The organism is Aliivibrio wodanis, from assembly GCF_052920805.1.
Genome location: NZ_JBREXA010000002.1, coordinates 710,607 through 737,597 on the forward strand (window position 1 = coordinate 710,607; position 26,991 = coordinate 737,597).

At 39.2% G+C, this 26,991-nt stretch carries 18 protein-coding genes and 1 tRNA gene; 13 read left to right on the top strand and 6 right to left on the bottom strand.

The features are described from left to right. Window positions 1-60: 60 nt before the first annotated feature. Window positions 61-2,259, bottom strand: coding sequence for a TonB-dependent hemoglobin/transferrin/lactoferrin family receptor (locus ACU5DF_RS11115; RefSeq protein ID WP_446712895.1), 2,199 nt, complete (start codon window positions 2,257-2,259; stop codon window positions 61-63). A gap of 317 nt (window positions 2,260-2,576) precedes the next feature. Here ACU5DF_RS11115 and pheS point away from each other — a divergent pair, with 317 nt between their 5' ends. The 6 genes from pheS to ACU5DF_RS11145 all read left to right on the top strand — a co-directional run bounded on the left by pheS (window position 2,577) and on the right by ACU5DF_RS11145 (window position 12,083). After that, entirely contained in the window at window positions 2,577-3,560 is a 984-nt protein-coding gene (pheS, locus tag ACU5DF_RS11120) for a phenylalanine--tRNA ligase subunit alpha (RefSeq protein ID WP_045102137.1), read from the top strand. A 17-nt stretch (window positions 3,561-3,577) separates the two neighbouring features. Continuing rightward, entirely contained in the window at window positions 3,578-5,965 is a 2,388-nt protein-coding gene (gene pheT, locus ACU5DF_RS11125; protein ID WP_446712896.1) for a phenylalanine--tRNA ligase subunit beta, read from the top strand. A 212-nt stretch (window positions 5,966-6,177) separates the two neighbouring features. After that, entirely contained in the window at window positions 6,178-8,325 is a 2,148-nt protein-coding gene (locus ACU5DF_RS11130) for a sensor domain-containing diguanylate cyclase (RefSeq protein ID WP_446712897.1), read from the top strand. A gap of 384 nt (window positions 8,326-8,709) precedes the next feature. Continuing rightward, window positions 8,710-9,006: an integration host factor subunit alpha gene (ihfA, locus tag ACU5DF_RS11135; protein WP_012550336.1), complete on the top strand. Its 297-nt coding sequence runs from the start codon at window positions 8,710-8,712 to the stop codon at window positions 9,004-9,006. A 195-nt stretch (window positions 9,007-9,201) separates the two neighbouring features. Then, window positions 9,202-10,215, top strand: coding sequence for a succinylglutamate desuccinylase (locus ACU5DF_RS11140; RefSeq protein ID WP_446712898.1), 1,014 nt, complete (start codon window positions 9,202-9,204; stop codon window positions 10,213-10,215). Window positions 10,216-10,301: 86 nt separating this feature from the next. Then, window positions 10,302-12,083 carry a M3 family oligoendopeptidase gene (locus tag ACU5DF_RS11145; RefSeq protein WP_446712899.1) on the top strand — a complete coding sequence of 594 codons (1,782 nt, stop codon included), beginning with the start codon at window positions 10,302-10,304 and terminating at the stop codon, window positions 12,081-12,083. A 133-nt stretch (window positions 12,084-12,216) separates the two neighbouring features. On the opposite strand, the gene ACU5DF_RS11150 is transcribed toward ACU5DF_RS11145, so the two are convergent. Both ACU5DF_RS11150 and ACU5DF_RS11155 read right to left on the bottom strand, forming a co-directional pair. Next, a complete protein-coding gene (locus tag ACU5DF_RS11150; RefSeq protein WP_045102132.1) occupies window positions 12,217-12,699 on the bottom strand; it encodes a YajQ family cyclic di-GMP-binding protein in 483 nt (160 codons plus the stop codon). 16 nt (window positions 12,700-12,715) lie between these two features. Then, complete coding sequence (locus ACU5DF_RS11155) at window positions 12,716-13,768, bottom strand: 3-deoxy-7-phosphoheptulonate synthase (protein ID WP_446712900.1); 1,053 nt, start codon at window positions 13,766-13,768, stop codon at window positions 12,716-12,718. A 208-nt stretch (window positions 13,769-13,976) separates the two neighbouring features. Here ACU5DF_RS11155 and ACU5DF_RS11160 point away from each other — a divergent pair, with 208 nt between their 5' ends. Beyond that, complete coding sequence (locus ACU5DF_RS11160; RefSeq protein ID WP_446712901.1) at window positions 13,977-14,861, top strand: putative PEP-binding protein; 885 nt, start codon at window positions 13,977-13,979, stop codon at window positions 14,859-14,861. Between the two features lie 91 nt (window positions 14,862-14,952). Here ACU5DF_RS11160 and ACU5DF_RS11165 read toward each other — a convergent pair whose 3' ends face one another. Next, window positions 14,953-16,311, bottom strand: coding sequence for a hypothetical protein (locus ACU5DF_RS11165; RefSeq protein WP_446712902.1), 1,359 nt, complete (start codon window positions 16,309-16,311; stop codon window positions 14,953-14,955). Between the two features lie 89 nt (window positions 16,312-16,400). Between ACU5DF_RS11165 and ACU5DF_RS11170 the strand changes: the two genes are divergently transcribed. Next, entirely contained in the window at window positions 16,401-17,249 is an 849-nt protein-coding gene (locus ACU5DF_RS11170; RefSeq protein ID WP_446712903.1) for a CvfB family protein, read from the top strand. A gap of 160 nt (window positions 17,250-17,409) precedes the next feature. Here the strand turns inward: ACU5DF_RS11170 and ACU5DF_RS11175 are convergent, their stop codons facing one another. Further along, window positions 17,410-18,963 carry a diguanylate cyclase gene (locus ACU5DF_RS11175; RefSeq protein ID WP_446712904.1) on the bottom strand — a complete coding sequence of 518 codons (1,554 nt, stop codon included), beginning with the start codon at window positions 18,961-18,963 and terminating at the stop codon, window positions 17,410-17,412. 202 nt (window positions 18,964-19,165) lie between these two features. On the opposite strand from ACU5DF_RS11175, the gene ACU5DF_RS11180 reads away from it, so the two are divergent. Then, window positions 19,166-19,242 (top strand) — tRNA-Val (locus tag ACU5DF_RS11180). Window positions 19,243-19,306: 64 nt separating this feature from the next. Here ACU5DF_RS11180 and ACU5DF_RS11185 read toward each other — a convergent pair. Next, on the bottom strand, window positions 19,307-20,158 hold the full coding sequence (locus ACU5DF_RS11185) for a BrxR family helix-turn-helix transcriptional regulator (RefSeq protein WP_446712905.1): 852 nt from the start codon (window positions 20,156-20,158) through the stop codon (window positions 19,307-19,309). A gap of 221 nt (window positions 20,159-20,379) precedes the next feature. Between ACU5DF_RS11185 and ACU5DF_RS11190 the strand changes: the two genes are divergently transcribed. Genes ACU5DF_RS11190 through ACU5DF_RS11205 form a run of 4 tightly spaced genes read left to right on the top strand, consistent with a single transcriptional unit; the run spans window position 20,380 to window position 26,814 of the window. After that, on the top strand, window positions 20,380-24,039 hold the full coding sequence (locus ACU5DF_RS11190; RefSeq protein ID WP_446714227.1) for an ATP-binding protein: 3,660 nt from the start codon (window positions 20,380-20,382) through the stop codon (window positions 24,037-24,039). Then, on the top strand, window positions 24,036-24,674 hold the full coding sequence (locus tag ACU5DF_RS11195; protein ID WP_446712906.1) for a hypothetical protein: 639 nt from the start codon (window positions 24,036-24,038) through the stop codon (window positions 24,672-24,674). Before ACU5DF_RS11190 ends, ACU5DF_RS11195 begins: the two co-directional genes overlap by 4 nt. Then, entirely contained in the window at window positions 24,674-25,972 is a 1,299-nt protein-coding gene (locus ACU5DF_RS11200) for a hypothetical protein (RefSeq protein ID WP_446712907.1), read from the top strand. Before ACU5DF_RS11195 ends, ACU5DF_RS11200 begins: the two co-directional genes overlap by 1 nt. After that, window positions 25,969-26,814 (top strand): DUF7281 domain-containing protein, encoded by an 846-nt coding sequence (locus ACU5DF_RS11205; RefSeq protein WP_446712908.1) that lies wholly within the window; start codon window positions 25,969-25,971, stop codon window positions 26,812-26,814. The genes ACU5DF_RS11200 and ACU5DF_RS11205 overlap by 4 nt, the downstream gene beginning before the upstream one ends. Window positions 26,815-26,991: the final 177 nt, after the last annotated feature.

A 26,991-nucleotide genomic window follows, 5' to 3' on the forward strand; every position in this document is an offset into this window, starting at 1 on the left:
AAAAAAAGCGGCAATGATGCCGCTTTGAACTAGCCAATTAACGTTGAGTGCTATTCATTTTTAGAATTTATAGTCTAATTCAATACCCCAGTTACGACCTGCTTGAGCTTTACGGTCAATGCCGTCATCACCAGCTTCTGTACCAATCATGTCGTTGTACAACCAGTACTGCTTATCAAACGCATTGAATAAACCACCACGAAGGGTTAAATCTTTCATTGGTTTATAGTAAGCGGTTAAATCAACGAAAGTGTAGCCAGCAACATTAATATTTTCATAACCCTCATTTGCCCATTTGTCTTTGCTAGCCACCATATTAATGTTTAATAAAGCACCGTAGGTGTACCCAACAGAATCATAGCCTAAACCTAGATTTGAAGTTAATGGGGCAACGCTGTCTATTGATGCGCCTGTTTTTTTATCTCGACCTTCAGCATAAGCAATACTTAACTTAGAGTAGGTACCTTGAGGGGCATCAAACGCTTCATCTAGTAAATAAGTAGAACTAAATTCAACACCGTAAATTTCTACAGAATCGATATTCTCTTTAGTGTAGTGTTCTTTACCATCATTCGGTCCACCAACGACTTTACCTAAGTATTGTTGGTTGATGAAATCAGAATAATCATTATAGAAAGCGATCAACTCAATTTGTGCAGCATCAGATTGTGCTCGAATACCTGTTTCATACGAAATACTGCTTTCAGCTTTAAGATCTGGGTTTGCATCGATTACTGCGCCACTATCATAAAAATAATACATATCTTGCAGAGTAGGGGCTTTGAATCCTTGGCTAACTTGAGCAAGTACACTGAAGCTATTATTAATATGGTAAACCGAACCTAATTTGGCAGTGAATGCATCGTTTTTGCTGTCAGGGTATTCAGTATCAAAACCATCGTTTGTTTCTGGTTCCGCTTTGAATGAGTCATAGCGTAAACCTGCGGTAAGAACCAATTGTTCATCTAATAAGAATGCTTGGTCTTGTGCAAAAATACCATATTGAGTCATGGTTGCATCAGGCATATCAGTGTGCCCTGGCCCAACGGTTCCTTTATCGTATTTGTAATCTGTGTTTTCAGTTGCGAATTTGTTTTGTCTAAAGCTAAAACCGTAAGTAACTTGATGGAAACTCTCACCAAATTCGGCAATTTTATCAAATTGAGCATCAAACTGAATTGAATCATCATTGGCAATACGTTCGCGCATACGACGACCACTGCCATACATACCAGTAGATGTATCATAATTCTCAGAAAGAGATTCAGTTTGTTGAATATTAATTTTAGACTCTAGTGTATCAAACAAATAATTATTAGCTTGCCATTCGTGTTCTAATCCAAAACGTAAACGTGTGGTCGTATCTTTGTTGTAGTTATCGTAATACGTAATGATTGGCGTTGTCCCCATCATCATTGAGTAACCTTCTTGAGATAACTCATCCTCATCATATTGTGATGTGTAGTATTCAACGGTTGTACCGATACGATGTGAATCATTTAATTGGTAAAAGGCTTTCGCTAAAAGATTGCCAATTTGCGCATCTGCTGGGTTTGCTGCACCACGATCTGGGCCTTCAATATCAGCGCCGTTAGAGTGAGTTTGTGATTCGTTGCCTGTTTTATAGGTAAGCATTACTAATGTTTCTAACTCTGCCGCGCGCATTGCCCACGTACCAGTAGTTTTTGAGCTTGCATCAATGCTGTTATAGCTTGTTTTTACTTCAAAAGCGTTTTCATTGCCATCTGTTCTTAAAATGTCTTCAGGATTTTTGGTCTGCATCAATACGGTGCCACCTAAAGCATCAGATCCATAAAGAGTAGAAGATGGGCCTTTATTTACTTCAATCGCTTTTAGTGTGTCAATTTCAATTGCGCTTGGGTATTTGCGCTGTTCATTAGACCCGGGGTTATAAGGGGTAGGCTGCTGAACGCCATCGACTAACATTTTAATGCGACTGTCACTCATACCACGGATTGTAAACCCTGATAAACCAAAACGACCACCACCGTTAGCACTAACGCCGGGTGTGTATTTAAGGGCATCTTGAATATCATTAGCCATGGTATTTTCGATATCATCAGCCGTTACTTTTGAAATAGAGCTAGACACATCTTTAATACTTTGTTCAGTACGGGTGGCTGAGACAACAACCTCGTCAAACATTGTGGCATTTTCATTAGGAGTACTTTGAGCATAAAGAGCAGGAGAGATAGCAGCCAAAACAGAAGCAGCTAAAAATGTTTTTTTATTAGACATGTTAATTCCTTGAAAGTGTCTGTTCTCATAACTTGGAAAGATAATACATATTGCGAATGAGAATTACTATCATTTTTATTTGATCTTTTGTTTTTTTGCTCTATAGCGTAAAAGTTGTATGAATCGCCGTGATAGGTAAATAAAAAAGAGAGAATTAAATGAGCTTTAAGAGACAATTGGTTAAGAAAGACACTTTTTTCTATTAGATTGATTATTTTATCCAATTCAGTTTGGATTTAACGCTGTGATTTATTACTATGTGTCGTTATATATATTTTACTCGCAACGGATACCACCTATAAGTGGATGAGGAAACGATGCAACATCTAGACGAGATCATTGCCAATGCAACGGCAGAAATTGAACAAGCAGGCTCTTTAGTCGCTCTGGACGAAGTCCGTGTTCAATACTTAGGTAAAAAAGGGCATTTGACACTTCAGCTTCAAGGACTAGGTAAACTAGATCCTTCAGAGCGTCGTGAAGCAGGTCAACTGATCAATAAAGCAAAGCAAGCGGTTCAAACGTTATTGGTTGAACGCAAAGACTCTCTTCAAACTGCAGAGCTTGAAGCGAAACTTGCTGCTGAAACTATCGATGTAAGCCTTCCAGGCCGTCGTATCGAGAACGGTGGTTTACACCCAGTTACTCGTACCGTTGAGCGTATTGAGCAATTCTTTGGTGAATTAGGTTTCAGCACAGAATCTGGCCCTGAAATCGAAGATGCATTCCATAACTTCGATGCGCTAAATATTGCAGACGATCACCCAGCACGTACTGACCACGATACGTTCTTCTTTAACCCTGATCTAATGCTACGTACGCATACATCAGGTGTTCAGATCCGTACAATGGAAAATGGCAAACCACCATTCCGCTTTATTGCACCTGGTCGTGTTTACCGTAACGATTACGATCAAACTCACACACCAATGTTCCACCAAGTGGAAGGAATGTTAGTTGATGAGAACGTAAACTTTGCACAACTTAAAGGTATTCTTCACGATTTCCTTTGTAATTTCTTTGAAGAAGAAGTTGAAGTGCGTTTCCGTCCTTCATTCTTCCCATTCACAGAACCTTCTGCTGAAGTTGATGTGAAGCGTAAAGATGGCAAATGGCTAGAAGTATTAGGTTGTGGCATGGTTCACCCTAACGTACTTCGCTCTGTTGGCATCGACCCTGAAAAATACTCAGGCTTTGCGTTTGGTATGGGTGTTGAGCGTCTAACTATGCTTCGTTACGGCGTAAATGACCTTCGTGCGTTCTTCGAGAACGACCTTCGTTTCCTTAAACAATTCAAGTAATTCGGGGCTAGAAATTTATGAAATTCAGTGAATCTTGGCTACGCGAGTGGGTTAAACCTGCTATTAACAGCGAAGAGCTAGCTCACCAAATCACAATGGCTGGTTTGGAAGTTGATGAAGTTGCACCTGTTGCTGGTGTTTTCACCGGCGTTAAAGTAGGTAAAGTGGTTGAGTGTGGTCAACACCCAGACGCAGACAAACTTCGTGTAACTAAAATTGATATCGGCGAAGAAGAGCTTTTAGACATCGTTTGTGGTGCATCTAACTGTCGTCTTGGTCTAACGGTTGCAGTTGCAACGGTTGGTGCTGTACTTCCTGGTGACTTCAAAATTAAGAAAGCAAAACTACGTGGTGTTCCATCACACGGTATGCTTTGTTCTTTCTCTGAGCTAGGTATTGATGTTGAATCTGACGGTATTTTAGAATTACCAGAAGGCTCTACATTAGGTATGGACGTTCGTGAGCTTCTTGAGCTTAACGATGTTGCTATCGATGTTGACCTAACAGCAAACCGTGCTGACTGTTTCAGCATTCGTGGTTTAGCTCGTGAAGTGGGTGTTCTTAACCGTGCAGACGTAGTTGAACCAACTATTGAAGCGGTAGCAACAAGCATCGAAGATACGGTTTCTATTGAAGTTAAAGCAACTGAAGCGTGTCCACGTTACCTTGGTCGTGTTATCAAGAACGTAAACGCTAAAGCTGAAACGCCAATCTGGATGCAAGAGAAACTGCGTCGTTGTGGTATTCGTTCAATCGATGCGATTGTTGATATCACAAACTACGTAATGCTTGAGCAAGGCCAACCAATGCACGCGTTTGATCTGTCTAAGGTCGACGGCGGCATTGTGGTTCGTATGGCTGAGCAAGATGAGAAACTAACTCTTCTTGATGGCAACGAAGCAAAACTAAACAACAATACATTAGTGATTGCAGACCAAAACAAAGCACTAGCAATTGCGGGTATCTTTGGCGGTCAAGAGTCTGGTGTTACTTCTGAAACAACAGATATCATGCTTGAGTGTGCGTTCTTCGCACCTGATCACATCCGTGGTCGTGCTCGTGCATACGGTCTACACACTGATTCATCTCTACGTTTTGAGCGTGGTGTAGATTCAACGCTACAAGCAACAGCGATGGAGCGTGCAACACAGCTTCTTGTTGAACTTTGTGGTGGCGAAGTAGCGCCTATCTCTGCAGCAGAATCTGACGCTGATCTTCCAACAGCAAACACGGTTGAATTACGTCGCAGTAAGTTAGATGGTCTATTAGGTCATCACATCCCATCAACAGATGTGGTTGAGATCTTAACGCGTCTAGGTTGTTCTGTTGAAACGACGGATACTGGTTGGACTGCAACATCTCCATCATGGCGTTTTGATATTGCAATCGAGCAAGACCTAATTGAAGAAGTAGGTCGTATCTACGGTTACAATAACATTCCAAACCAAGCACCTGTTGCTGCACTAAACATGAACGATCACAAAGAAGCAAACCAGCCGCTTAAGCGTGTTCGTGATCTTCTTGTTGACCGTGGTTACCACGAAGCAATCACATACAGCTTCGTAGAGCCAGAGCAACAAAAACTGATCGTGCCTGAAATTGAGCCGTTAATTCTGCCATTCCCAATTTCAGCAGACATGTCAGCGATGCGTCTAAGCCTATGGACTGGTTTGATCAACACGGTTGTTCATAACCAAAAACGTCAACAACCACGCGTTCGTTTATTCGAATCTGGTTTACGTTTTATTCCTGAAGAGTCAGCTGAAAACGGTATGCGTCAAGAAATGATGCTTGCTGGTATCATTGCTGGTACTCGTGGTGAAGAGCATTGGGATATCGCAACAAACACTGTTGACTTTTTCGACCTTAAAGGTGATTTAGAGGCGGTTCTTGAACTAACTGCTAACGAATTAGCGTATGAGTTTAAAGCAGCTAAGCACCCAGCACTTCACCCAGGCCAAACAGCAGCTATCGTTGTTGGCGGCAAAGAAGTTGGTTTCATCGGTACAGTACACCCAGAGCTAGAGCGTAAGTTTGGCTTAAATGGTCGTACAATCATGTTTGAAATCGAGTGGGACGCAATCAACACTCGCGTTATCCCTGAAGCGGCAGCAGTATCTAAGTTCCCTGCAAACCGTCGTGATATCGCGATTGTAGCAGATGAAGCAATTGCTTCTGGTGACATCGTTACTGAATGTTTAGCATCAGGTGGCGAGCTATTAACTAGCGCGAAACTGTTCGATGTATACCGTGGTCAAGGCGTTGAAGACGGTAAGAAGAGTCTTGCAATCGCACTGACACTTCAATCAGTTGAACGTACATTAGAAGAGGCTGATATCACGTCAGCTGTTGACGCTATCGTTGCAGCAATTGGTGAGAAGTTCTCAGCAACATTGCGTGACTAACCGTTAATCAGCAAGATTAATACTACGAAATCCAGAGTGAATACACTCTGGATTTTTTTATCCTAAAATCATAGACATCCCATTGATTATGAAACGATGCTAATAACTATTTGTATTACTGAATAAATTGGACATAGTTTGATACAATATTATTTATATGCCAGAACATTAAATGGTATGATATATCGTCACTTAAGTAGATTAAAGTAGGAATGATGCCAACGACCAATGAACGCCAAGCAGACCGCAAAATATTAAGAGCATTAACAGAAGTTCATGGAGAAAGAAAAGAAACACTGAATGATATTCGAACTAAAATTAATGCAATTGCAAAGGAGTTTGGGGTAAAGGTTAGGCCTATTTATAATGACTATATTGATGCTGGAATTGCATTTAGAGATGACCAATTAGATGAAGCTATCACAATATATGAGCGTATTTTAGACATTTTAGGGTCTGCGGATAATTCTATTTTATACAGTTATACTTGTGTACACATGGGAACTATTTATGCCATGAAAGGGCAGTTCTACATGTCGCAAAACTACTTCACTTCTGCTGAGCGTAAGCTGAGATATATAGATAAAGCTCTGACATTATTACTTAATGTGAACATTAGCGGTACTTATATTCAGCTCAAAGACTACCAAAGCGCAATAAACCATGCTCGCCTTGCTGTAGATGTAGGGAAAAATCAGACTAACTTTTCAACACTTAGCTTAGCCTATTCAAACCTTGCCTTAGCACTAGCGAAAATAGGTAGATTGGATGAAGCTAAAATAGAGATTGAAACCTCTTTAGACATATCTTCAGATAAATATTGTGAGCGTTCATGGATTTACGCGACATTTTATCACGCGGTTATTTATAGCCTTGAGGGAGATGCAAGAAATGCACATATCAATTTTGAAACAGCGATAGCAAAGCTAGAAGTTTACTCTGACTCGTTTATTCAAATTGAACTTTTTGAGGCGTACTCCCAATTCTTGCTAAAAGAGAAGCAATATAAGAAAGCGATAACTTTTGCTGAGTTGATGTTAGAAACCCCATCAAGTCATGATGATAAAAAAGTACTTTCAGGTATATATAAAGTATTGGTTCATTGTTATAGAGTGTTAGGTGATCAAAATCATGAACTAAAATATCTCTATTTGGAAAACGCGACTTTACAACAAGAGATGGAATTAACTCGCGTGAACGAAGCAAAGTATGCAGAGAAGGCAGTAGAGTATGCAAAGAACGAGCAGCAACGTAATCATGTCAATAATCTAAAAAAGCATTTAGAGAGCTTTAGTCATCTAGGGCAAATTATTGCATGCAGTACAGAGCATTCTAATGCTCTACGAATCGTGGCGAGTAAGTTAGGTGAATTTATTCCTTTTTCGATGCTAGCACTAGCACTTTATGATGAAGATAAGCATGTATTGGATTATCGATATATCGTTGATAAAGGAGAGGTAGTCGAAGGCCCAATACTTGACTGTTATCAAAATAACAAGTTGGGTGTGTATTCTGCAATGAGTCGCGAAACAGTTCTGATTGATAGTGGTAGTGTAGAAGAGTTATCTGAATATATTAATATCGATTCTGTCTCAAGTGCTAGTTTATTAGTAAAAAGTGAAAACCTAATCAGTTCTGTGCTGTATGTTCCAATGGTATTAGGTGGGGAGCTTCTAGGTGTTGTAACTGTACAGCATGAGCGAAGTTACTGTTATAACGACTTACATGTTCATGTTATTGAACAATTAGCGAATTACATTGCTATTTCAATTAAAAATCAGAAGCAAAATCAAATATTAGAACAACAAAAAGAAGAATTGAATGAAAGTCATAAAAGGTTAGAGCATTTATATCGAACAGATAACTTAACAGGATTGCTGAACCGCCATGCATTGCAAGAAGATACTAGTGATATAAACCAAAATTTATTTTCGAGTATCTTGATTGATATTGACGATTATAAGCCATATAACGACCATTATGGCCATGTGAAAGGCGATCATGTTTTAGTTCAGTTAGCTGAAGTGTTTAAATCTGAATGTAGATACCAAGGTAGTGTTTACAGGATTGGTGGAGATGAATTTCTTATTCTTTTACGATGCCAAACAACTCAATGTGCTTTTGATATCGCTTCTCGAATTAAAACAAAAATACAGAAATTGAAAATAAAGCATGATCAATCCACTGTCAGTGATCGTATTAGTTGTACTTTTGGCATTCATACAACAGAGAAAGGAAAAAATGCAGATTTAGAGCAGGTATTGCACAGTACCGATCTTGCTTTGTATCAAGCCAAAAGAGAAGGACGTAACGCAATTGCAGTATATAATTCTGAAAGTAAAAAAAGTTTCTGTATTTAAGTGTCAATCGAGAAATACATAACTTTAACTAACTGCTTCACAATCAACTAGATGGCTTATTTTTAATTTTGTTAATAATTTTACGTTCAGTATCACAAGTTTGCATATAGATAATTGTATCGAAATTAGCATGAAATTAAGTGATAAGTTTCGAGTCAATGACTTAGGGTAGAGCTAAATAAGATATCTTAGTGGTATTTACTTATAAATCCGAATGCTACTTCACAAATTAATCATTAATTTTCAGAAAAAAGTTGGCGAAAATCAGTCGGTTGGCATACACTATCAACAGTAGAACGGACATTAGGTCATTGTTCTAACTGTTCAGTTTCCAGTTACAGTAAATACTGTGACTCTGTCTAACGTAACTTGAGGGTAGTTTTTATGGCACTCACTAAAGCTGATTTGGCTGAGACCTTATTTGAAAAAGTTGGATTAAGTAAACGCGACGCCAAGGAAACGGTAGAAGTATTTTTCGAAGAGATTAAGCAAGCTCTAGAGAGTGGCGAGCAAGTAAAATTATCTGGATTTGGTAATTTTGACCTACGCGAAAAGAGTGAGCGACCTGGACGTAACCCAAAAACTGGGGAAGATATTCCGATTTCTGCACGTCGAGTGGTAACATTTAAACCGGGTCAAAAACTGAAAGCTCGTGTTGAAGATTTACCAGTAGAAAAATAATCTTGCCACCTTTGGCTGAAGATAATGAAAGCTGTATAACATTAATCTGTTATACAGCTTTTTTATTATCTATATATCCTAAATCCGATATAAGCAATGTTTGAACTCACACAATTGTTTTTGAATCGTTAATTTAATGTGGCATAAATGGTACAGTTTTTTGGTTGAATATATTACCAAGGAAGAGAAGTACCAATGGATCATATTTCATTTATTCAAAATACATTAGATTTATCTGTACCAGTTGAAGAAAAAAACTGGTTACTCTCTGATGGCACTCTTGTCATTCAGCATGATAGAGGTGTGGTAGAGTTTGTTCCGAATTTAGATTTTAGCCCCCAGAGTGCCATTGTTTTATCATCGGGAATTCATGGTAATGAAACATCACCAATAGAGTTGCTTGATACCATCATTGAAGATATTCAAAGCGGTGAATTGTCACTGTCACAGCCTTGTTTATTTATTTATGGGCATCCCGCAGCAACGCATCAACACACGCGTTTTATTGATACCAATTTAAATCGTCTTTTCAGTCACCATCAAACCCCAAACGCTGATATTTCTGAAGTAGCTTTAGCGAATCGTTTAATGAAAAGTGTGGATGCTTTTTTTACTAAGCACAACACAAAAGAAAAGTGGCACTTAGATTTACATTGTGCAATACGAACCTCTCAACATTACACCTTTGCGATACACCCATATAATCATAACTATAAACGTTCAGAGCCATTATTAGATTTTCTATCTCGCAGTAAGATAGAAGCCTGTTTGTTTTCAGATGCCCCCGCATCCACATTCAGTTGGTACAGTGCCGAGCATTATGGCGCACATGCCGCCACCGTCGAGTTAGGAAAAGTATCAAGAATGGGTGAAAACGACTTATCTCTTCTTTCTGATTTCGACCAACAATTAAGAGCATTAATTAGCAATACCGATTTTTTTAATACGGAAAAAGGCAGTTCATCTTTGGTTGAGTATCAAGTAACCCGCAGTATTATGAAGCAAAGTGAGCAGTTTTCTTTTCATTTCCCAAGTGATCTCGCCAACTTCACTTCATTTCCTGAAAACGAGTTACTCGCTACTGATGGTGAGGTGGAATATGCAGCGCAAGCAGGAGGAGAGAGTGTCGTCTTTCCAAATGCGAACGTAGAGAGAGGGCATCGAGCGTGTTTATTAGTTCAGAAAATAGAGAAAACTAAGACTCAATAGAGTGAATAGTGAGATTAAGTCATTGAGTGCTTTACCCCATAAATTCAATTGCTATGATGATGAAAACAAAATAAAAGGACATAACCATGACCGCACCAAGTTGGGATCTTTCTATCGCCTTTCAATCACTTGATGATCCAAAACTCATCGAGACAATTGATTCTATTGAGCAGCGAATTACGACATTTTCAATCTCTCAAGCGATTCTTGAGATAACTCATTTACAACAAGCTATCCTTGAAAAAGAATCCATATCGGTACAGTTAGCAACGGTCGCTAGCTATGGTAATTGTATTGCTTCTGTTGACGCTTCAAACGCACAAGCGAAAGCGTTAGTGAACCATATGACTAAGTTATCTTCGGAACTTTCACAAGCCTTTAGCCCATATTTAGATGCGATTGTGAATGCACCAACGGAGTTGTTTGAATCTGTGTTGTCGTTGAGTGACGAGCTGGAAGCACAACGCTTTTTGCTAGAAGAAGAGAGAAAACTAGTCGCAACACGATTAAGCGTGAAAGAGGAGCAATTATTATCAGCCATGAGTGTTGATGGTAAGAATGCGTGGGGTCGTTTGTATGACAACATTACAGGCTCAATGAAAGTGACACTGCAACTTTCTGATGGCACTGATGAAACAATAGGATTATCACAAGCCGCCAGTATTCTTTATGGCAGTGATACGCTTCGTAGAGAGCCTGCGTGGCGTGCCATTCAATTAGCGATGAAGCAAAACCAAGAGAGTTTTTCTGCCATTTTAAATGCGCTCTCTGGTTGGCGTTTAACTGAATACCAAAAGCGAAGCTCAGCTGCACCTGTGCATTTTTTAGAGCCAAGCTTACATGGCAGCCGAGTTGAACAAGCGACGCTAGATAGCATGATGTCCGTGGCAAAGAAAAATCGTGCGGTAGGGCAAAAAGCGGGCCGTTTAATGGCAAAAATGTTTGGAACAGAAAAACTAACCCCGTGGGATCAACTAGCTTCTATGCCACCGCTAGTAGGTGAAGCATCGAGCTACAGTTTTGATGAAGCCATTATCATCATAAAAGAGGCATTTGCAGGTGTTTCACAAGAGATGGCCGATTTTGTTGATACGATGGTGAAAAATGGTTGGATAGATGCCGCGCCACAAGAAACCAAACGTCTTGGTGCTTATTGTACTAAGTTCGCAGACTCTCGTACGCCCTTAGTCTTTATGACATGGGGCAACAGTATGTCTGATGTATTAACATTAGCGCATGAACTAGGTCACGCCTTCCATAACTGGGTGATGCGAGACATGCCATTGTGTAAAACCAAATACCCAATGACATTGGCAGAAACCGCGTCGATCTTTGCTGAAAATGTCGTACGTGATGCGCTGCTAGCTAAAGCGAAAACCAAAGAAGATAAAATAGAAATGCTATGGGAAGAATTATCGTCTGCGCTAGCACTTACGATTAATATTCCTGTTCGTTATGAGTTTGAAAAAGCGTTTTATGAACAACGTGCAACTAAAGAATTAGGTCCAGAGCAGCTGTCTGATTTGATGAGTAAAACCTGGAGTGAATGGTACGGTGATGCAATGTCAGAGCCAGATCCTATGTTTTGGGCAAGCAAACTGCATTTCAGCATTCCAGAAGTAAGCTTCTATAACTACCCATATTTGTTTGGTTACTTATTCAGTATCGGAGTGTACGCACAGCGAGAAGCAAAAGGTGAACACTTTTATCGTGATTACGTAAGTTTACTGCGTGATACCGGCTCTATGAGAGCAGAAGAGGTGGTGCAAAAGCATTTGCAGATGGATTTAACGCAAGAAACGTTTTGGCAGCAGAGTTTAGAGAGAGTGAGCCAACAAATTGATGAGTTTGAACGATTAATTAGCTAACTTAAAAATAGAGATTAGCTCAGTCTATAACTGAAAATAATAAAAAAGCACCTCACTGACAAACAGTAGAGGTGCTTTTCTTATATCTATCAAACAGCGATGTTTTTTAGATACTTACTATATGAGAACTAGATTAGTCACGGAAGTTTGTGAACTGGAAAGGTTGACCAAAGTCACCTTCACGCACAAGCGCCATTGCAGCTTGAAGATCATCACGATTCTTACCAGTAATACGAAGTTGTTCGCCTTGGATTGCCGCTTGAACTTTAATTTTTGATGCTTTGATCTCTTTTACTAATTTCTTAGCAATCAGCGTATCAACACCTTGTTTAAAGTCGATGTCTTGGTAAAAGTTTTTACCAGAATGAACAGCGTCTTTAATGTCCATTGAACGAGCATCAACACCACGTTTTGCAAGGTTACCACGTAAGATATCTACTAACTGAGACAGTTGGAAGTCATCTTCCGCTTTAATCTTGATGTTTTCGCCTTTTAATTCAAAGCTAGCATCAACGCCACGAAAATCGAAACGAGTAGCTAATTCACGAGTAGCATTATCTACCGCATTTTTTAGTTCAACATTATCAACTTCAGAAACGATATCAAAAGCAGGCATAGTTTTAATCCTTAAATTAACGAGATGTTTTAAGTGTGTTTGATAACATGTCTAACATAGTCACGGTATCTTCCCAGCTTAGGCATGGATCAGTAATCGACTTGCCATAAGTTAGGTTGTTCAAATCAGTCATTGGTTGGTTGCCTTCAACAATGAAGCTTTCAGCCATAATACCAACGACTTTATTGCTGCCTGATTCGATTTGAGCACAAATATCTTTGGCTACATCAAGCTGGCGACGGTGTTGCTTTTCACAGTTCGCGTGGCTGAAATCAACAATCAGGTGAGGTGGTAAACCTACTTCGTCTAAACGCTGACACGCATCCGTCACTGAATCAATGTCATAGTTTGGCTTATCACTACCACCACGAAGAATAACATGACCAAATGGGTTGCCCGCAGTGCGGTACACCGTCATGCGGCCTTGTTTATCTGGTGAGTAGAAATAATGAGAGGCTTTAGAAGCTCGAATTGCATCCATTGCAATCTGAGTGTTGCCATTAGTTCCGTTTTTAAAACCCACAGGGCAAGATAGGGCAGAAGCCATTTCACGGTGAATTTGAGATTCAGTCGTACGAGCACCAATGGCACCCCACGTAATTAAATCTGAAATGTATTGTCCCGTGATCATATCTAAAAACTCAGTTGCAGTCGCTAAACCCAGTTTATTAATATCTAGTAACAACTTACGAGCTTTATGTAAGCCAGCTTCAAGTGCATAGCTGCCATCTAAATTAGGATCGGTTATTAACCCTTTCCAACCTACAATAGTACGTGGCTTTTCAAAGTAGGTACGCATAACAATGAATAATTCATCTTTATACTGATCTTGAACGCTTGCTAAACGCTGTGCGTAATCCAATGCCGCTTCTGTATCATGAACAGAGCATGGACCCACAATAACGAGTAGACGCTTGTCTTCACCCGTTAAAATTGCTTCAACGTGTGAACGTGATTGTTCAATATGCTGAGCAACATCATCCGTAATAGGGTGAGCCGCTGTTAATTCAGCCGGTGTTGGCATAGGGCCTAAAGGCTGAGTACGAAGTTCATCTGTTTGAAATGGCATAATTTCGCCTGTTAATTCTTTAATACACCGGAGTAAGATAGCGGAAAATCACAAGGGATGAAACCCAAAATTTTTAGAGAGAGTGATAAGTGGAAAGAAAAGTTAACGTATTGTATCTTTTAGACTTGAGTTGTTGCTCATGTATCGGTATGTTCAACATAAATAACATTTAATAATGAAACCGAGCAATGAGTTCATTGGAGCAAACATGACTGATACTATTTTACCAACATTAACGCGTGTTGCGAGTTTACCTTCTTATCAATCTCAAACCGATTCAGAAACATCAATGTATGTTTCTATTGCTGGATTAATTCAAGAGCATTTATTTTATCATCCAAAGGCTGTAATTAAAGCGCCTACAATGAGTGATATTGATAAACAAAGCTTATCGATGATAATAGAAAGTGCTGTAGATGGTAAAACACACTTTATTGATACGTTAGCAAGTGAAATTCTAGCGCATATAAAAGAATCAACGACAGAAGTGAAAATCTCATTTTCAGATGCTGATAGCGCTGCTTTTTCTGGTTTACTTGGTGGTCAGGTAGAAGCAACAGAAGCTAACCCTATTATGGGTGTACGTGGTGTAACTCGTTTTGCATCAGAAGCAAGTACTGAGCAGTTTGCGCTAGAGTGTGCCGTGATCAAGAAAGTCATGGCAAGTACATCCGTTAGTGTCCAAATCGTAGTTCCGTTTGTTCGTAACTTAAGTGATGCTGCAACCATTATTGATCGTTTAGCAATTCAAGGGTTACCACGTGGTTTAAACGGCCTAAAAGTACATTTTGTATGTGATGTTCCTGCTGCTGCACTAATGGCTGATAAATTACTACAATATTTCGATGGTATGGTTGTAAATGTAGATACACTGACGCAATTTGCACTTGGCGTTGATAAACAAAATGATGCTTTAGAGCACCACTTTGATCCACAAAATGAAGCCGTATTACACTTAGTAGGTCATGCGATTCAGGCAGCTAAAAAAGCTAATAAGCCAGTAGTAACTACAATTGATGAATTAGCTCAAAATCCACGTATTCAAGAATTGCTTGATCAATTAAATGCGACGGACGTTGTTATTACTGCATAATTTATATTCCCAAGTAAATTTATAGCTAGTGAATATAGAAACGCCTTTAGTGTCTAAACTAAAGGCGTTTTTTAATGCAATAAATTGAAGGTTACTTGCTCACAATTTCAATTTTTTCAATATCAATGATTTTTGAGCGATTAACAATGATCTTCCAACGATGCAATTGAGTACTGTAATCATCCATCGTTTCGCGAACAATTAAATTAATTAAATGGCGTTTCTCAACAGACTCTTTACTTACTTGTCCATCGTTTAAGTGATAAATCTTCTGTGAGCCTTTCTCCATTAAACGAGCAATAGGGCGAAGATCGACCAGCATAGTTTCACGAGTTTGTTCATAACCCGTCATAAATTTAGTGATGGCCATTTTAGTTTGGCTTTTGTATGAAAGGACCACTTCTTCACGTTGCACCACGCGATGTTTTCGTAGCTTTTGAATATCAGAATCTAGTTCAGAAAACGTCATGTAATCAAGCCATTCTAATTTTCTGCCAACATAGGTATTGGTCGTTGGATCAAGGTAGCGTTTACGCCACTTAGGTTGCCCTTTACGTATCCAACGCCACATCACATCACGTAAGTCATCTTTAAAGACCTCACGCATGGCATAAATAAATGAAATTGCAAAAATGAAAGAAGCGGTAATCTCTCCCAAAAATCCACGAGCTTGGATAACCATTAAAGACACAAAGATCATCACAACGGCAGTAGCACCACCTTTAACCATACGTTTAATATGTTTACCAAGCGCTAAATTCTTCTCTTTGAGTACGATAGGGAATTCAATTAAACGACGCAATAAGCGCATTTTGTTCGACATTCGAGTGATATCTTCACGCGCTTTACCAGAGTTATAACTCTTATCTAAACGGTGCAGTACCTCTTTCTCACAGATATCGATAAGGCGCTCTTTAACCAGTTTATACTCTTCATTTCTTGGCATATGCGCCAATAAAGAGAGAAAGCGTTGTTCAGTATACCAGGATAGATAGTTATCAATATTGGCATAGTAACGCTTTAAAGCATCATCATATGGAACGTTACGACGTAACTTACGAAGGATATCAACAGCAAGATCTATTGCATCATCCACCTCTTGATGAGTGATCTCCTCACGTGAGGTGTCATTAAGTTGCTGTACTGCTTTTTCTAATGCAAGGTCATATTGATAGGCGTACAAACTCAAACTTAAACGATATTGTTCAGTAGACAGGCGGCCACGTTGAGCAAGACGAGAGTGTACAAGAGGGAGGTGATTTTTATCACTGAAATACGTACGCTGACTCTGGATTGAGTTGTAATAAAACTCAGATTCAGAAATCATGTCTTTGTTTAAACCAAGCTCTCCGGGAATGAAAAGATACATTTCCAGTTCATGTTGCTTAGATTCTTCAACAATATGTGAGATTTTTAGTGATAAGCCATCTTTCTTACCAACTGTAATCACAGGAAATTCCTATAAAAATGGTAATTCATACAGCAAGCATATCAGAGTTCAGGTATAATCGCCGAGTATTTTATTTAGGAATTGAAGTAATGATTAAAATTGGTCAAATCAACAAATTAGAAGTAACAAAAACTGTAGATTTTGGTGTCTTTTTAGATGGCGATGATTATGGTTCGATTCTTCTTCCAAGTCGTTTTGTTCCAGAAGGCACAGAAGTAGGCGAAGCCCTTGATGTGTTTATTTATCTTGATTCAGAAAATGAAGTGGTAGCCTCTACAGAAACACCAAAAGCACAAGTTGGTCAATTCGGTTTAATGAATGTGATTGGTACAAACAGCATTGGTGCGTTTGTGGATTGGGGTATCGCTAAAAAAGACTTATTAGTGCCATTCAGTGAGCAACGTGGCCGCTTAGAAGAAGGTCAAAATATCCTTGTTTATGTATACATCGATAAAGCATCTAGCCGTATTGTTGGTACGACTCGTTTTAACAAATGGTTAGATAACACGCCTGCAAATTATGAGAAAGGCCAACAGGTTGATATCTTAATTGCAGAACGTACTGATCTTGGCTACAAAGCCGTAATCAATGGCGAGCATTGGGGTTTGATTTTCCACTCTGATGTATTTGGTAAGCTATTCATTGGTAAGCAACTAAAAGCCTTTATCGCTGAAATGCGTGAAGATGGTAAAATTTCACTGTCTCTACAACGCCCAGGTGTGGCTCGTATGGATGAGCTAAGTGAAAAAGTAATCGCAACACTAGAGAAAAAAGAAGGATTCTTACCTCTAAGTGATAAGTCAACGCCAGAAGCTATCTTTGCTGAGTTCAGAACAAGTAAAGGAACCTTCAAAAAGACGATTGGCGGTCTATATAAAGCGGGTAAAATCACCATTGAAAAAGATGGTATTCATCTAGTAGCGACTCAAGCAGAGTAAGTTTACTAGATAGCATCCCTAAAAAATAGCCCGTAACGACTTCTAGCTACGGGCTTAGGAAATAGCTCAATGAGCTTAGCGCAATAAAATGGAGAGCGTTACTTTATTTAGCCTAGTCCAACCTCTGCACTTGTCAATTATTTCTATATCCCAGTTTTTTCTAAATATCTTGATAATGAGTAATTTTATCACGCCCTGTATTTTTGGAATGATATAGTGCCTTATCTGCTTGCTCAATGACATCATCTAATAAGATATTTGGCTTACTAATGGTCGTGATACCTGCACTCAATGTGATCTTCTCATGCAGTGTATTGTAATTATCTATTTGATGACGAATCATTTCAGTAAATTCAATCACTTTTTTAGGGTCACTTTCTCTAATAAAGAAGATAAACTCTTCACCGCCATAACGAGCAGATAATATATTGGAATGTTGAGATATAGCTTTACCAACAACAGCAATGATTTTATCGCCTACAAGGTGTCCGTATGTGTCATTAATATGCTTAAAGAAATCAATATCAAGCAAGACGATAGAGTAGGGAACAAACGCATTAACCCCATTATCTATAGAGATTAGAGGTACCACTTTGTCATGAAATACTCTTCGGTTATATAGCCCGGTTAGGTAATCACGGTTAAGGACGCTGACTAATCTTTTATGCCTATGATTCAGCAATAGCAATAAAGTCAGGATAATTGTTGATAAACTAACAATCAGTGCAATTAGGCTATAAAGTAAGGTATTGGTTGGACGGTTTAATTCATCACGAGAGATACCAGAAACGATAGCCCAATCTAGATAAGGGTAGTAGATGAATAACACATCTTTTTGATAAGAAATATCATCTAAGGTTATTTGATAAGAATAGCTTTCAACATCAGTGCTTCGAACAGAAATAACAGATGAGTTAGGGACTTGGTTCATTTGTAAATTGTATTGATTGGCTGCATGTTTGATCTTATTTAACAACCCATCAGCATGAGAGCCGATTAAATCGCGAACATTATTTCCTTCATAAGTAGGATGTAAGATAAGATCCCCATCTAGATCGATCACATAGACATAGCCAGTATCACCATACTGATATTTGTTTAGTTTATCCTTTAGAATGTCTTTATTAATAAAGTGGATTAATTCATCTTTATAAGCACTGGCTGAGACAATAAAATCAAATTCTTCTATATAAATAGAGTAGGTGATTTTTTTTCGAGGTTTTTTTTCACCAGGGTTGGTCCATAAATATTCCACAAAATGATCATCGTTTTTGATTTGTTCTTTTATATGAAGATATTGCCCGACATTACGCCCTTGAAAAATGGGGTGGTATATTAGTTCACCTTTAGAACTTAAAATGTAAGGGTAGCCTGTATCTCCAATTTTGCTAGAGTTAATGTACCCTTGGATTAAAGACGATTTTTGCTCTTGGCTAAGTGAATCTGAAGACTGGATTTGAGTGATAAATTTAGTTGAAGTAACAACAATCCCTTTTAAGTAACGCTTAATGGATTCATTCAATGCGGTATCTACAATGTCGTAACTTGCTTCGATAGAGTTATTAAAGGCCTGAAATGAGGAAGTACGGATGGTTTTCTCTACAGAGCGAAAGCTTTGGGCGCTAAATGCTAAAGATATGATAGCCATGCCAACTAAAAGTAAAATAATAATAGGTTGTAAAAACAAGAAGCGTTGAAATCGCGATTGAGGCATGAGGTAAAATCCCTATTAACAGTATCCTAGATTGTATTGTAAAATGGTTATTCTATCAATATCTTAGTTTATTATAGTAGACTTGGATAAGAAATAACCAAACAGTTGATAATCATAAAAAAAGACTTGCAGAGATAAAAAGAACTCGATATTATCCATCTCGTTCTCAAGGAGAAATCAATTACTTCCCTGTTAACGATTTGCCCGCTTAGCTCAGTTGGTTAGAGTACTTGCATGACATGCAAGGTGTCACTGGTTCGAGTCCAGTAGCGGGCACCAAATTCGTTCTTTATGAACAAACAAAAAAGCCCACCTAGTGTGGGCTTTTTTGTACTTATTATTCCTATGAACAAAATTCGTCAAAACGTGCGGTTAATTGATGAACTTCCGGTTCTTTTTTTAGTAACCCTTCATCTTGTGTTGTTCCCATACGACGTAAGTAATAATGTACTAAAGCTCTGCGAGTTGTGATTTCTAACTCTTTATTTTTCATAGCATAATCGTCAGCAACGATACATTGTTGTTTTTCAGATAAGTAGGGGTTAGGTGTAATCGTTAATTTCACTTGGTGATTCCAATCATCATCATATTCTCGCGTATTTGGTGATTTATCCATTAAGTCAGGTTCGTTCCTAAAACGGCTTAATACAAAGTCACGATAACTATTTCTATCTTCACAAAATGCTCTCACATGCCATCTAATACCATCATAGACCAAACTATGAGGAGCAATTATACGTCCTCGAATTTCAGGTGTTGAGAGGGACACGTAATCAATATCCACGCGAAGATTAGCTCTTGCGGCAGCAATTAAATTTCGAACGATTTTTGGTGATATAGCCCTTTCTGGAACATTCAATACTGTCGATTGAGCTTCCCCCCAATTAAAGAATTCAAATGTTTCTTCTTGGTTATACTGTTGATGAAGCATCATAAGATATTCATGAGCAGTACCTTGAGTAAATAGAGGCTTAAAGCTATCTGCTGGCCTGTAACCCTTAATTGTCCTATCTAGTATCAATTGATCTTGGCCTACAAGACTAATGTATTTATTGATATCTCTAGAAGCCTGTTGGCGGCCTATATGAAAAGCGTCACATAGGTGATTTGTTGTCAGTCGACCTTCCCACTGGGCTATGATTTCAATTAATCGAAATCTTACTTGTTGGTCCCACTTAATATCTACTTGAATCATGTTCCTGCTCACAAATGTTACATGTTGATGTGTACAGTATATACATGTAGCCATAAAGTACATATATTTATTATGGATATTGAGAAGGGCGTATTAGATTCAGAAGCCATTTCTGTGAGAGCATAAATTATATGGCAGCTGCAACCTGATTTAGTTGCCACAAATTCAAACTGGTTGATTTTCAGTCAAGAAAAACAACATAACTCGAGATAGATACGATGATGTATGCCGGATTGACCAAAGTTATCGCAATAAATTCTTATCAGAAAAACAAGATGTTTTCTGAGTATTCTTTTGACGCTCCCACTCAGATCACTGGCGGTAACGGAGAAGGAAAAACATCATTATTAAGGCTCATTCCGTTCTTTTATGGAGCGACTGGTACACAGATCGTCAGGAAATCGAATGTCAATAAGCCCTTTGCAGAATGGTACTTACCACACAACAACAGTTATATTGTTTTCGAGTACATTACTGCTCGTGGTCAAGTTGCTCATGTCATTTGTTATCGAAACCTCAGTACTAAAGGTGGCATTGTGTACCTTTTCGTTAAAGGTCAGTTTGAGCAATCAGTGATTATTAAACAAGATAGCGAAGAAAAACCTTACGCTATCGGTTGTACAAAGCTGGTCGCGGAGTTGAACGCTAACGGTTTAGATTACGAGTCGCGTATTACTAGCGTCAAAGAGTACCGCGAAATTATCCAAAACATTAATGCAGGGAATTTGAGCAATCAGTTCCTAAGCTACTCTTTGTGCTCTGGCCGTCATGATGTTCGTCATATCGAAAAAATCACCGCCGCATTGATTCAGGGTGAATTCAACATGGCCGACACCAAGGCGCTTTTTCTTGATATTCTTGAACAAGGTAATAGCACACTAGAATTTGGTGTGGATGCGAACAGAATTGAACAATGGTGCGATGACTACAGCGGTCTAACAGCTTTCCTAGATAAAAAAGACGCATTCATTGAAGCTATTGCGAACAATCAGCAGATCGCGTACTTAACCACTCAGCTCGCCAATGCCTTAACAATCATTCGTGAAGCCTCTGAAAACCTTGATGAGTCCCGTAAGAAAACAGATCTAATGCGCGCAGACTTTCTTGAGAATAGCGATAGGCAGATTGGCGAAATTAATGAAAAAAAGCTCGATAAAGAGGTTCGACAGAATGCTCTTCAACGTTCTATTACAAGTATTGAGTCTGAGATCGACGTTCATCACAGCAAGCTTATAACATACGAAAATAATGGTTACCCAGAACTGTCGGTTAAGCTTAAGCAACTTCCAGAAATGGAAGATAAGGTGACACATCAAAGACAAAGTTACGCCGATCTTGAAATTAAGTTCAATGATGCTAAAGCAAAGCATGAGAAAGACAAACAAAGCCTTGTTAGTAAGTTCAATAAAGAAAAGTCTGACCTAATAGAGCAAAAACTTGATGCCGAAAAAGAATTCAAGGTTAAGAAAGACAAGATAGACGCTGTGTATCAGCCACAGTTAAAGGAACTGACCGAATCTCATACAAGTTTTACTACTGAAAAATCTTCGATTCTTATGGATCGTAAGGCTGAACTCGCCACTCAAAAGCAGCGGCTAAAGAATCCTGATATTGATGAGCTTCTCATTGAACAGAGAGAGCAGTTGGAGTCTGAGAAAGACAGATTGCAAGAACAAGTAGATATGCTAAAACACACGACACTTGTGAGAGAGAAGGAAGGAGTCAATTTACAAACTAAACGTGAAAAGCTACTCGAAAGATTAGAAGACACTCGTCGTAACAAGCGTGATGCCGAAGCGAGATTCAAAGTAGTCAGTAACCGATTAGACCCAGATTCAGGAACCTTGTTCTCGTTCCTAGAAGCTAATCGACAGGGATGGCAAAGCTCTCCACTTGGTCGTGTTCTTACCGATGAGCTTTTGATGGACACGACACTCACACCATCAATGACTGAAGATTCAGGTTCTATGTATGACTTATACATCGATACGAGCAACCTAGCTGATTGTAGTGTCACCAATAAAGCTGATCTCGAAGAGCAAGCTAATTTGATGGATCTTATCGATGAGCTTGACGATGCAGAGATCGATTTTAATAAGAAAATTTCAAAAAATAACTCTGCTGTTAAACAGTCAGGTCTAGAGTTGTCACGACTACGCAATGAGCTGCGCAACGCTGAAGGTGACCTAGCTCAAACTAAGGTTAACCTTAACAATAAGAAAATAGAGATTGCCCGTGCAAAAGAGGGCTTAATCGAAAAAATAAATATAAGCATCAAATCGATTGAGAAAGCCATATCCCAGATTGAGCGAGAAGTCTCATTGGCGCTTGAGCGTTTTAAAGAGGCAAAATTAGAGCTAAGCAACGATAGGCTTACTCAAATTGGCAATATTGAATCATCACTTGCTCTCACGATCGGCGCTATAGACGAACTACTGGCAAAAAGTACTTTGACGTTAGGCGAGAACAAACAGCGTATCAAAACGGAGTATGAACAGCGGTTGAGCGAGCAAGGTATTAGCGGTGAAATCTATCAACGCTATAAAGAAGAAATTGAATTTCTTGATAATCAAATCAAAAACTTAAAAGCGAAGTCTCATAAGATCAAAGAATATGAGACATGGATTGCTATTTATGAAGTGGATGACCCTAAGAGGCGTGACGATCGTAATACTAAGGCAAAAGAACTTGAAGCTGTGCATCAAGAAGTTAAATCTTTAGAAACCAAACTGAAAGAGCTTAGAGTCGAAGCTAATCGAACCAAGAAAGAGTTTGATGAAAAACTCTCTATCTTAAAGAACCATAAACAGCGAGCTGACAGTGCCATCTCTCGCCTAACTAACTACGTGATGTTTGAGGGCGAAGAAGGGAGCCAAGAGGCGCTCGATTATAACTGCGATTTAAATTCACTATTGAGTGATGTGGAGAGCAAGCTACCAAAACTAGAGGGGCTTACTAAGCAACGTAAAAAAGAGATACAACAGATGGAAACTATCACTCTCAACCTTGGTGACGGGGAGCTGTATCGTTTCTGGAATGAAAGCAGCCGAAACACTATTACAGAGGATATTGTTGCTAGTGACTCTAAGCGAATAGATATTCTTGAAATAATCATGAATGACATTATTCCTCAAGTGACCCGTATAACAATTGAAAGTGCGGTCAACATGGGGCGTATGCTCGTTGACTTCAAGCACCGACTACTTGGCTTCGATCGTGATATTAAGAAACTTGGTCGTAACATTTCCGAACAAGTAAAGCTCAATAATACTTTTTCGGTAGTTGGTTCTATTGACATTAACGTCGAAAGTACACTTTCCAAACTACAAGGTTGGGAAGATATTATTAACTTCTCTCAGATTTATGAAGAGTGGGATAAAACGGGATCTGCAGAGCTACCAACTAAAGAGTTTTACAATGCTTTAGATACGCTGACTTATCATATTAGTGCCGAGAAAGTTAAGAAGCCTACTGAGCTGTTTGACATCAAGTTTGAAGTTATCGAGAACAACCTACGTAAAACTGCCAAAACAGATAAAGATATGCGTGATTTGGCCAGTAATGGTACTAACTTACTCATTCAATCCATGTTGTATTTAGCGCTACTGACGCAACAACGTGGAGCAAGTCGACTATCAATAACTTACCCAACTGATGAGATTGGTAAGCTGACGGCAGAAAATCAAGCCAAACTGCTTAAGATGATGGGAACACACAACTTCAATGTTATTGCGGCTCAGCCCGATGGCAATAACCGTACAGCCAATTTATTTAAGTACCTGTACCACTTAACGCCTTACAAGAACATTTTCAACAAACCTAAACTAAGTAAACTCGCGTTAGCCAAAGCCGCAGAAACTAGCACAGGAGTAGAAGCATGAAGCCAGTATCACAAGTCTTAGAGTCTCTGCTTAGTGGTCGTTTTATCTGTCCAGCAACTGATCGTGAAGCTTACAAGACGCTTAAAGAGGATCGTACACGCCGAGAAATCAATCAAGCGTTGACTCTTATGAGCCGCGAGCTCCAATGTACGAGCCGAACCAGCGCCTATTATGTCACCTATAAAAGTATCGACGACCACAATCGTCGTCAGGTGACCGCGTTGATGAGTAATGTACACGGTATCATTCGACCTGTGATTAAGTTCGTGGCGACAGTCAGTGAGGCTGCTCAAGTTGAAGCTGTGATGGTTGGTGGTGATGAGTTAAGTGTGCCTGTCCTTAGTGCGCAAATCCAATCGTCTCCTAGCTTGATGGAGAAACTCGATAGTATTTATCGACTCCCAAAAGTGAGTCGAAAAAAAGTGCGTGACAGTGCAACTGAAAAACTCAATGTAGTCGTCGAATTCTTGGTTAAAGAAGGGGTGGCTCATTTAGTAAATAAAGAGCGTCAGCTCTATGTGATGACAGGAAAGTTAGATTTTATTTACGAAGTGCTCGATTTCATCGATACCCATGAAAAGATCGTTGAAGCAGTTAACAAAGCAAACGAGAACCAAGAGGAGTTCGATTTTTGATGAGCTCTCAAAACAATGGGAAACATGGTGGTGTCAACCACATGCTTAGCTTAATCAGCCAAGCAAAGGACACATTAACTCATGTTTTTGAAAATGGCACGATACGTGAAACTCATGAGAACGCCAACGATCTACGTAAGTTAAAAGAAGCCCGTGTTGTTATCGTGACAAGCCGCGGCTACCGTGTACATCCTAAGATGGAGGCACTGATGAACTATTTCCTTGAAACGGAAGCAAGTTCGTTTCTTGGGACACAACACGCTGAGCGCATTCCAGAAATTCAGAGTCTCGCACAAGAATACCTGGAAGCTAAATTAAATGGCAAAAGAGAGCAAGAGGCTGATAGGTTTAATAGCCTAGAAGGTGTCGTTTATGAAATCACAATGGATTTGCAAGAATCTTGTCGTCGCCTAAGAAACCGTATCAGTTATGACTTTGGTTATGGTCACACTCTCGTCCAAAAGCAAAAAGAGAATCAAGTCGCTATAGAGCAAGCTGAAAAGCTTGTTAGTGGCATGAAAGCTTTCTCTTTTAAGTTGTTGAGTGATACTGCAGGAGATAACTCAGAGCTAAACACCTTGTTTTGTACTGAAATGCACAGTGCTATTCATAGTTGCCAACAAGAGCTCGGGTCTATCCTAATTCAACTTCGAGCTTTGATGCTGAAGTATCGTAACCGAGAGCGTGATAAAGACCTGATCAACGCCTTTGACCGCTTCATAGACCAAGAGCCACACTGGACACCAAGTGACTATTTGATTTTGCCCGATGAGATAGCAAAGCACGATGGCATACCGACGTTTTGGCTTTCAGAGCCTATTCAATTTGCACATCACCCAAATCCTGATGATATGGACCAAGAGCCGGAATTGGCCGATATTGTTGAGAAAATTACGGCACAGCCAGTCGAAAAAGAAGAACTTCCGGTTGTTGAAGAGGCTGAGCGCCGAGAATTGACACTTGATGTTGAAATACAAGAGCTGATTGAAGCGGACATTGATTCTCATTGCGATACATTTTTTGCTGAAGCTTTTATTGGGAAGGGAAAAACCAGCATTTCCGCCTTGGAATATTACGAGCAAATCAATAGTGATTTACCTGAAGATCTTGACCAGCTCACTTGTGCTAAAGATGTGTGGTTATTTAGCGTGCTTAACTTCCATAGCTCAATGCTTCCCGAAGATAGCAAAGGCTTTGTCGTCGAGCCTATTGGGTCTTATACCTATTTAGCAACAGGTAGCAATATAGGTTACGGCAACCTTCACTTAGAAGATGTATCTATAGCGAGGAAACGGTGAGTAGAATTATTGATGATATAACTGGTAGTGATTTAAATCGGCTTAAACAGCTTTTCTCTCCAGCGAAGGTTAAAGACGGTACCAATGTAGTGCTGAGTGGCGTTTTTGAGATTTTTCATCACGACTTTAGTGTTGGTATCGTCAGAGGTGAGAAGCTACAGCTGACGCCTAGAGATATACGTCAAATTAGAAAAATAATTAAAGAACAATCAGGTTTTGATCTTTTAACTGACCCTATCCCACATTCTCGAACGGATATGGCTCAGTTCTTTCCAAACGAGAAGTTAAGCTCAAGGCCTGTCAAAGGCAAGGTAATTAAAATTTATGGGCTTTTATCTACGAACATAAATGGCAGAAAGTACGATTTAGAAGAGGGCATGAACATTGAAATCCCTCTAAGTTGTTTGAAAAGTATTGAACACAATCAAATCGTGATTGTTGAAAACTACGAAGCATTTTCAAAATTTAGATTGGTGAAAACAGACATGGAGCCGAATCCTCTTATCGTCTACCGAGGAGATAAGGATTGTAGCGTGATATCAAAAGAAATGGCTCTAACTTTTCCAGATATAGAACTTGTCGCTTGGTTTGATACAGATCCTAAAGGTATTTCTTTAGCCTTTGCATCAGGGGCTGATTATATGCTCGTTCCAGATTTATCAAAAGAGGCGCTTAAACAACATGGACGTTCAGATCTATTTAGTAATCAGTACCAAAATTGGGAACGAGTGTCAGCACTAATTCCTTCTAATCTAAAACTATTAATGGCTAATGTAGAAAAAGGGATAACCCAAGAATCAATAATGGCAAACGATATAAGTGTAAGTTTATATAAAATCTAGTTAAGAGATAGATCTAAATACAAGCATCACGAATGAATTAAACCACAGAGGCTTGTTATTCAAGTTATGCCACAGCTAGTGTGGCATTTTTTATCTCAATTTCTGCCATTAACCCTTCAAAATTACTCACCATATCAATGATCTTTCCCTAACTTAATGTACAATACACCGCATTAA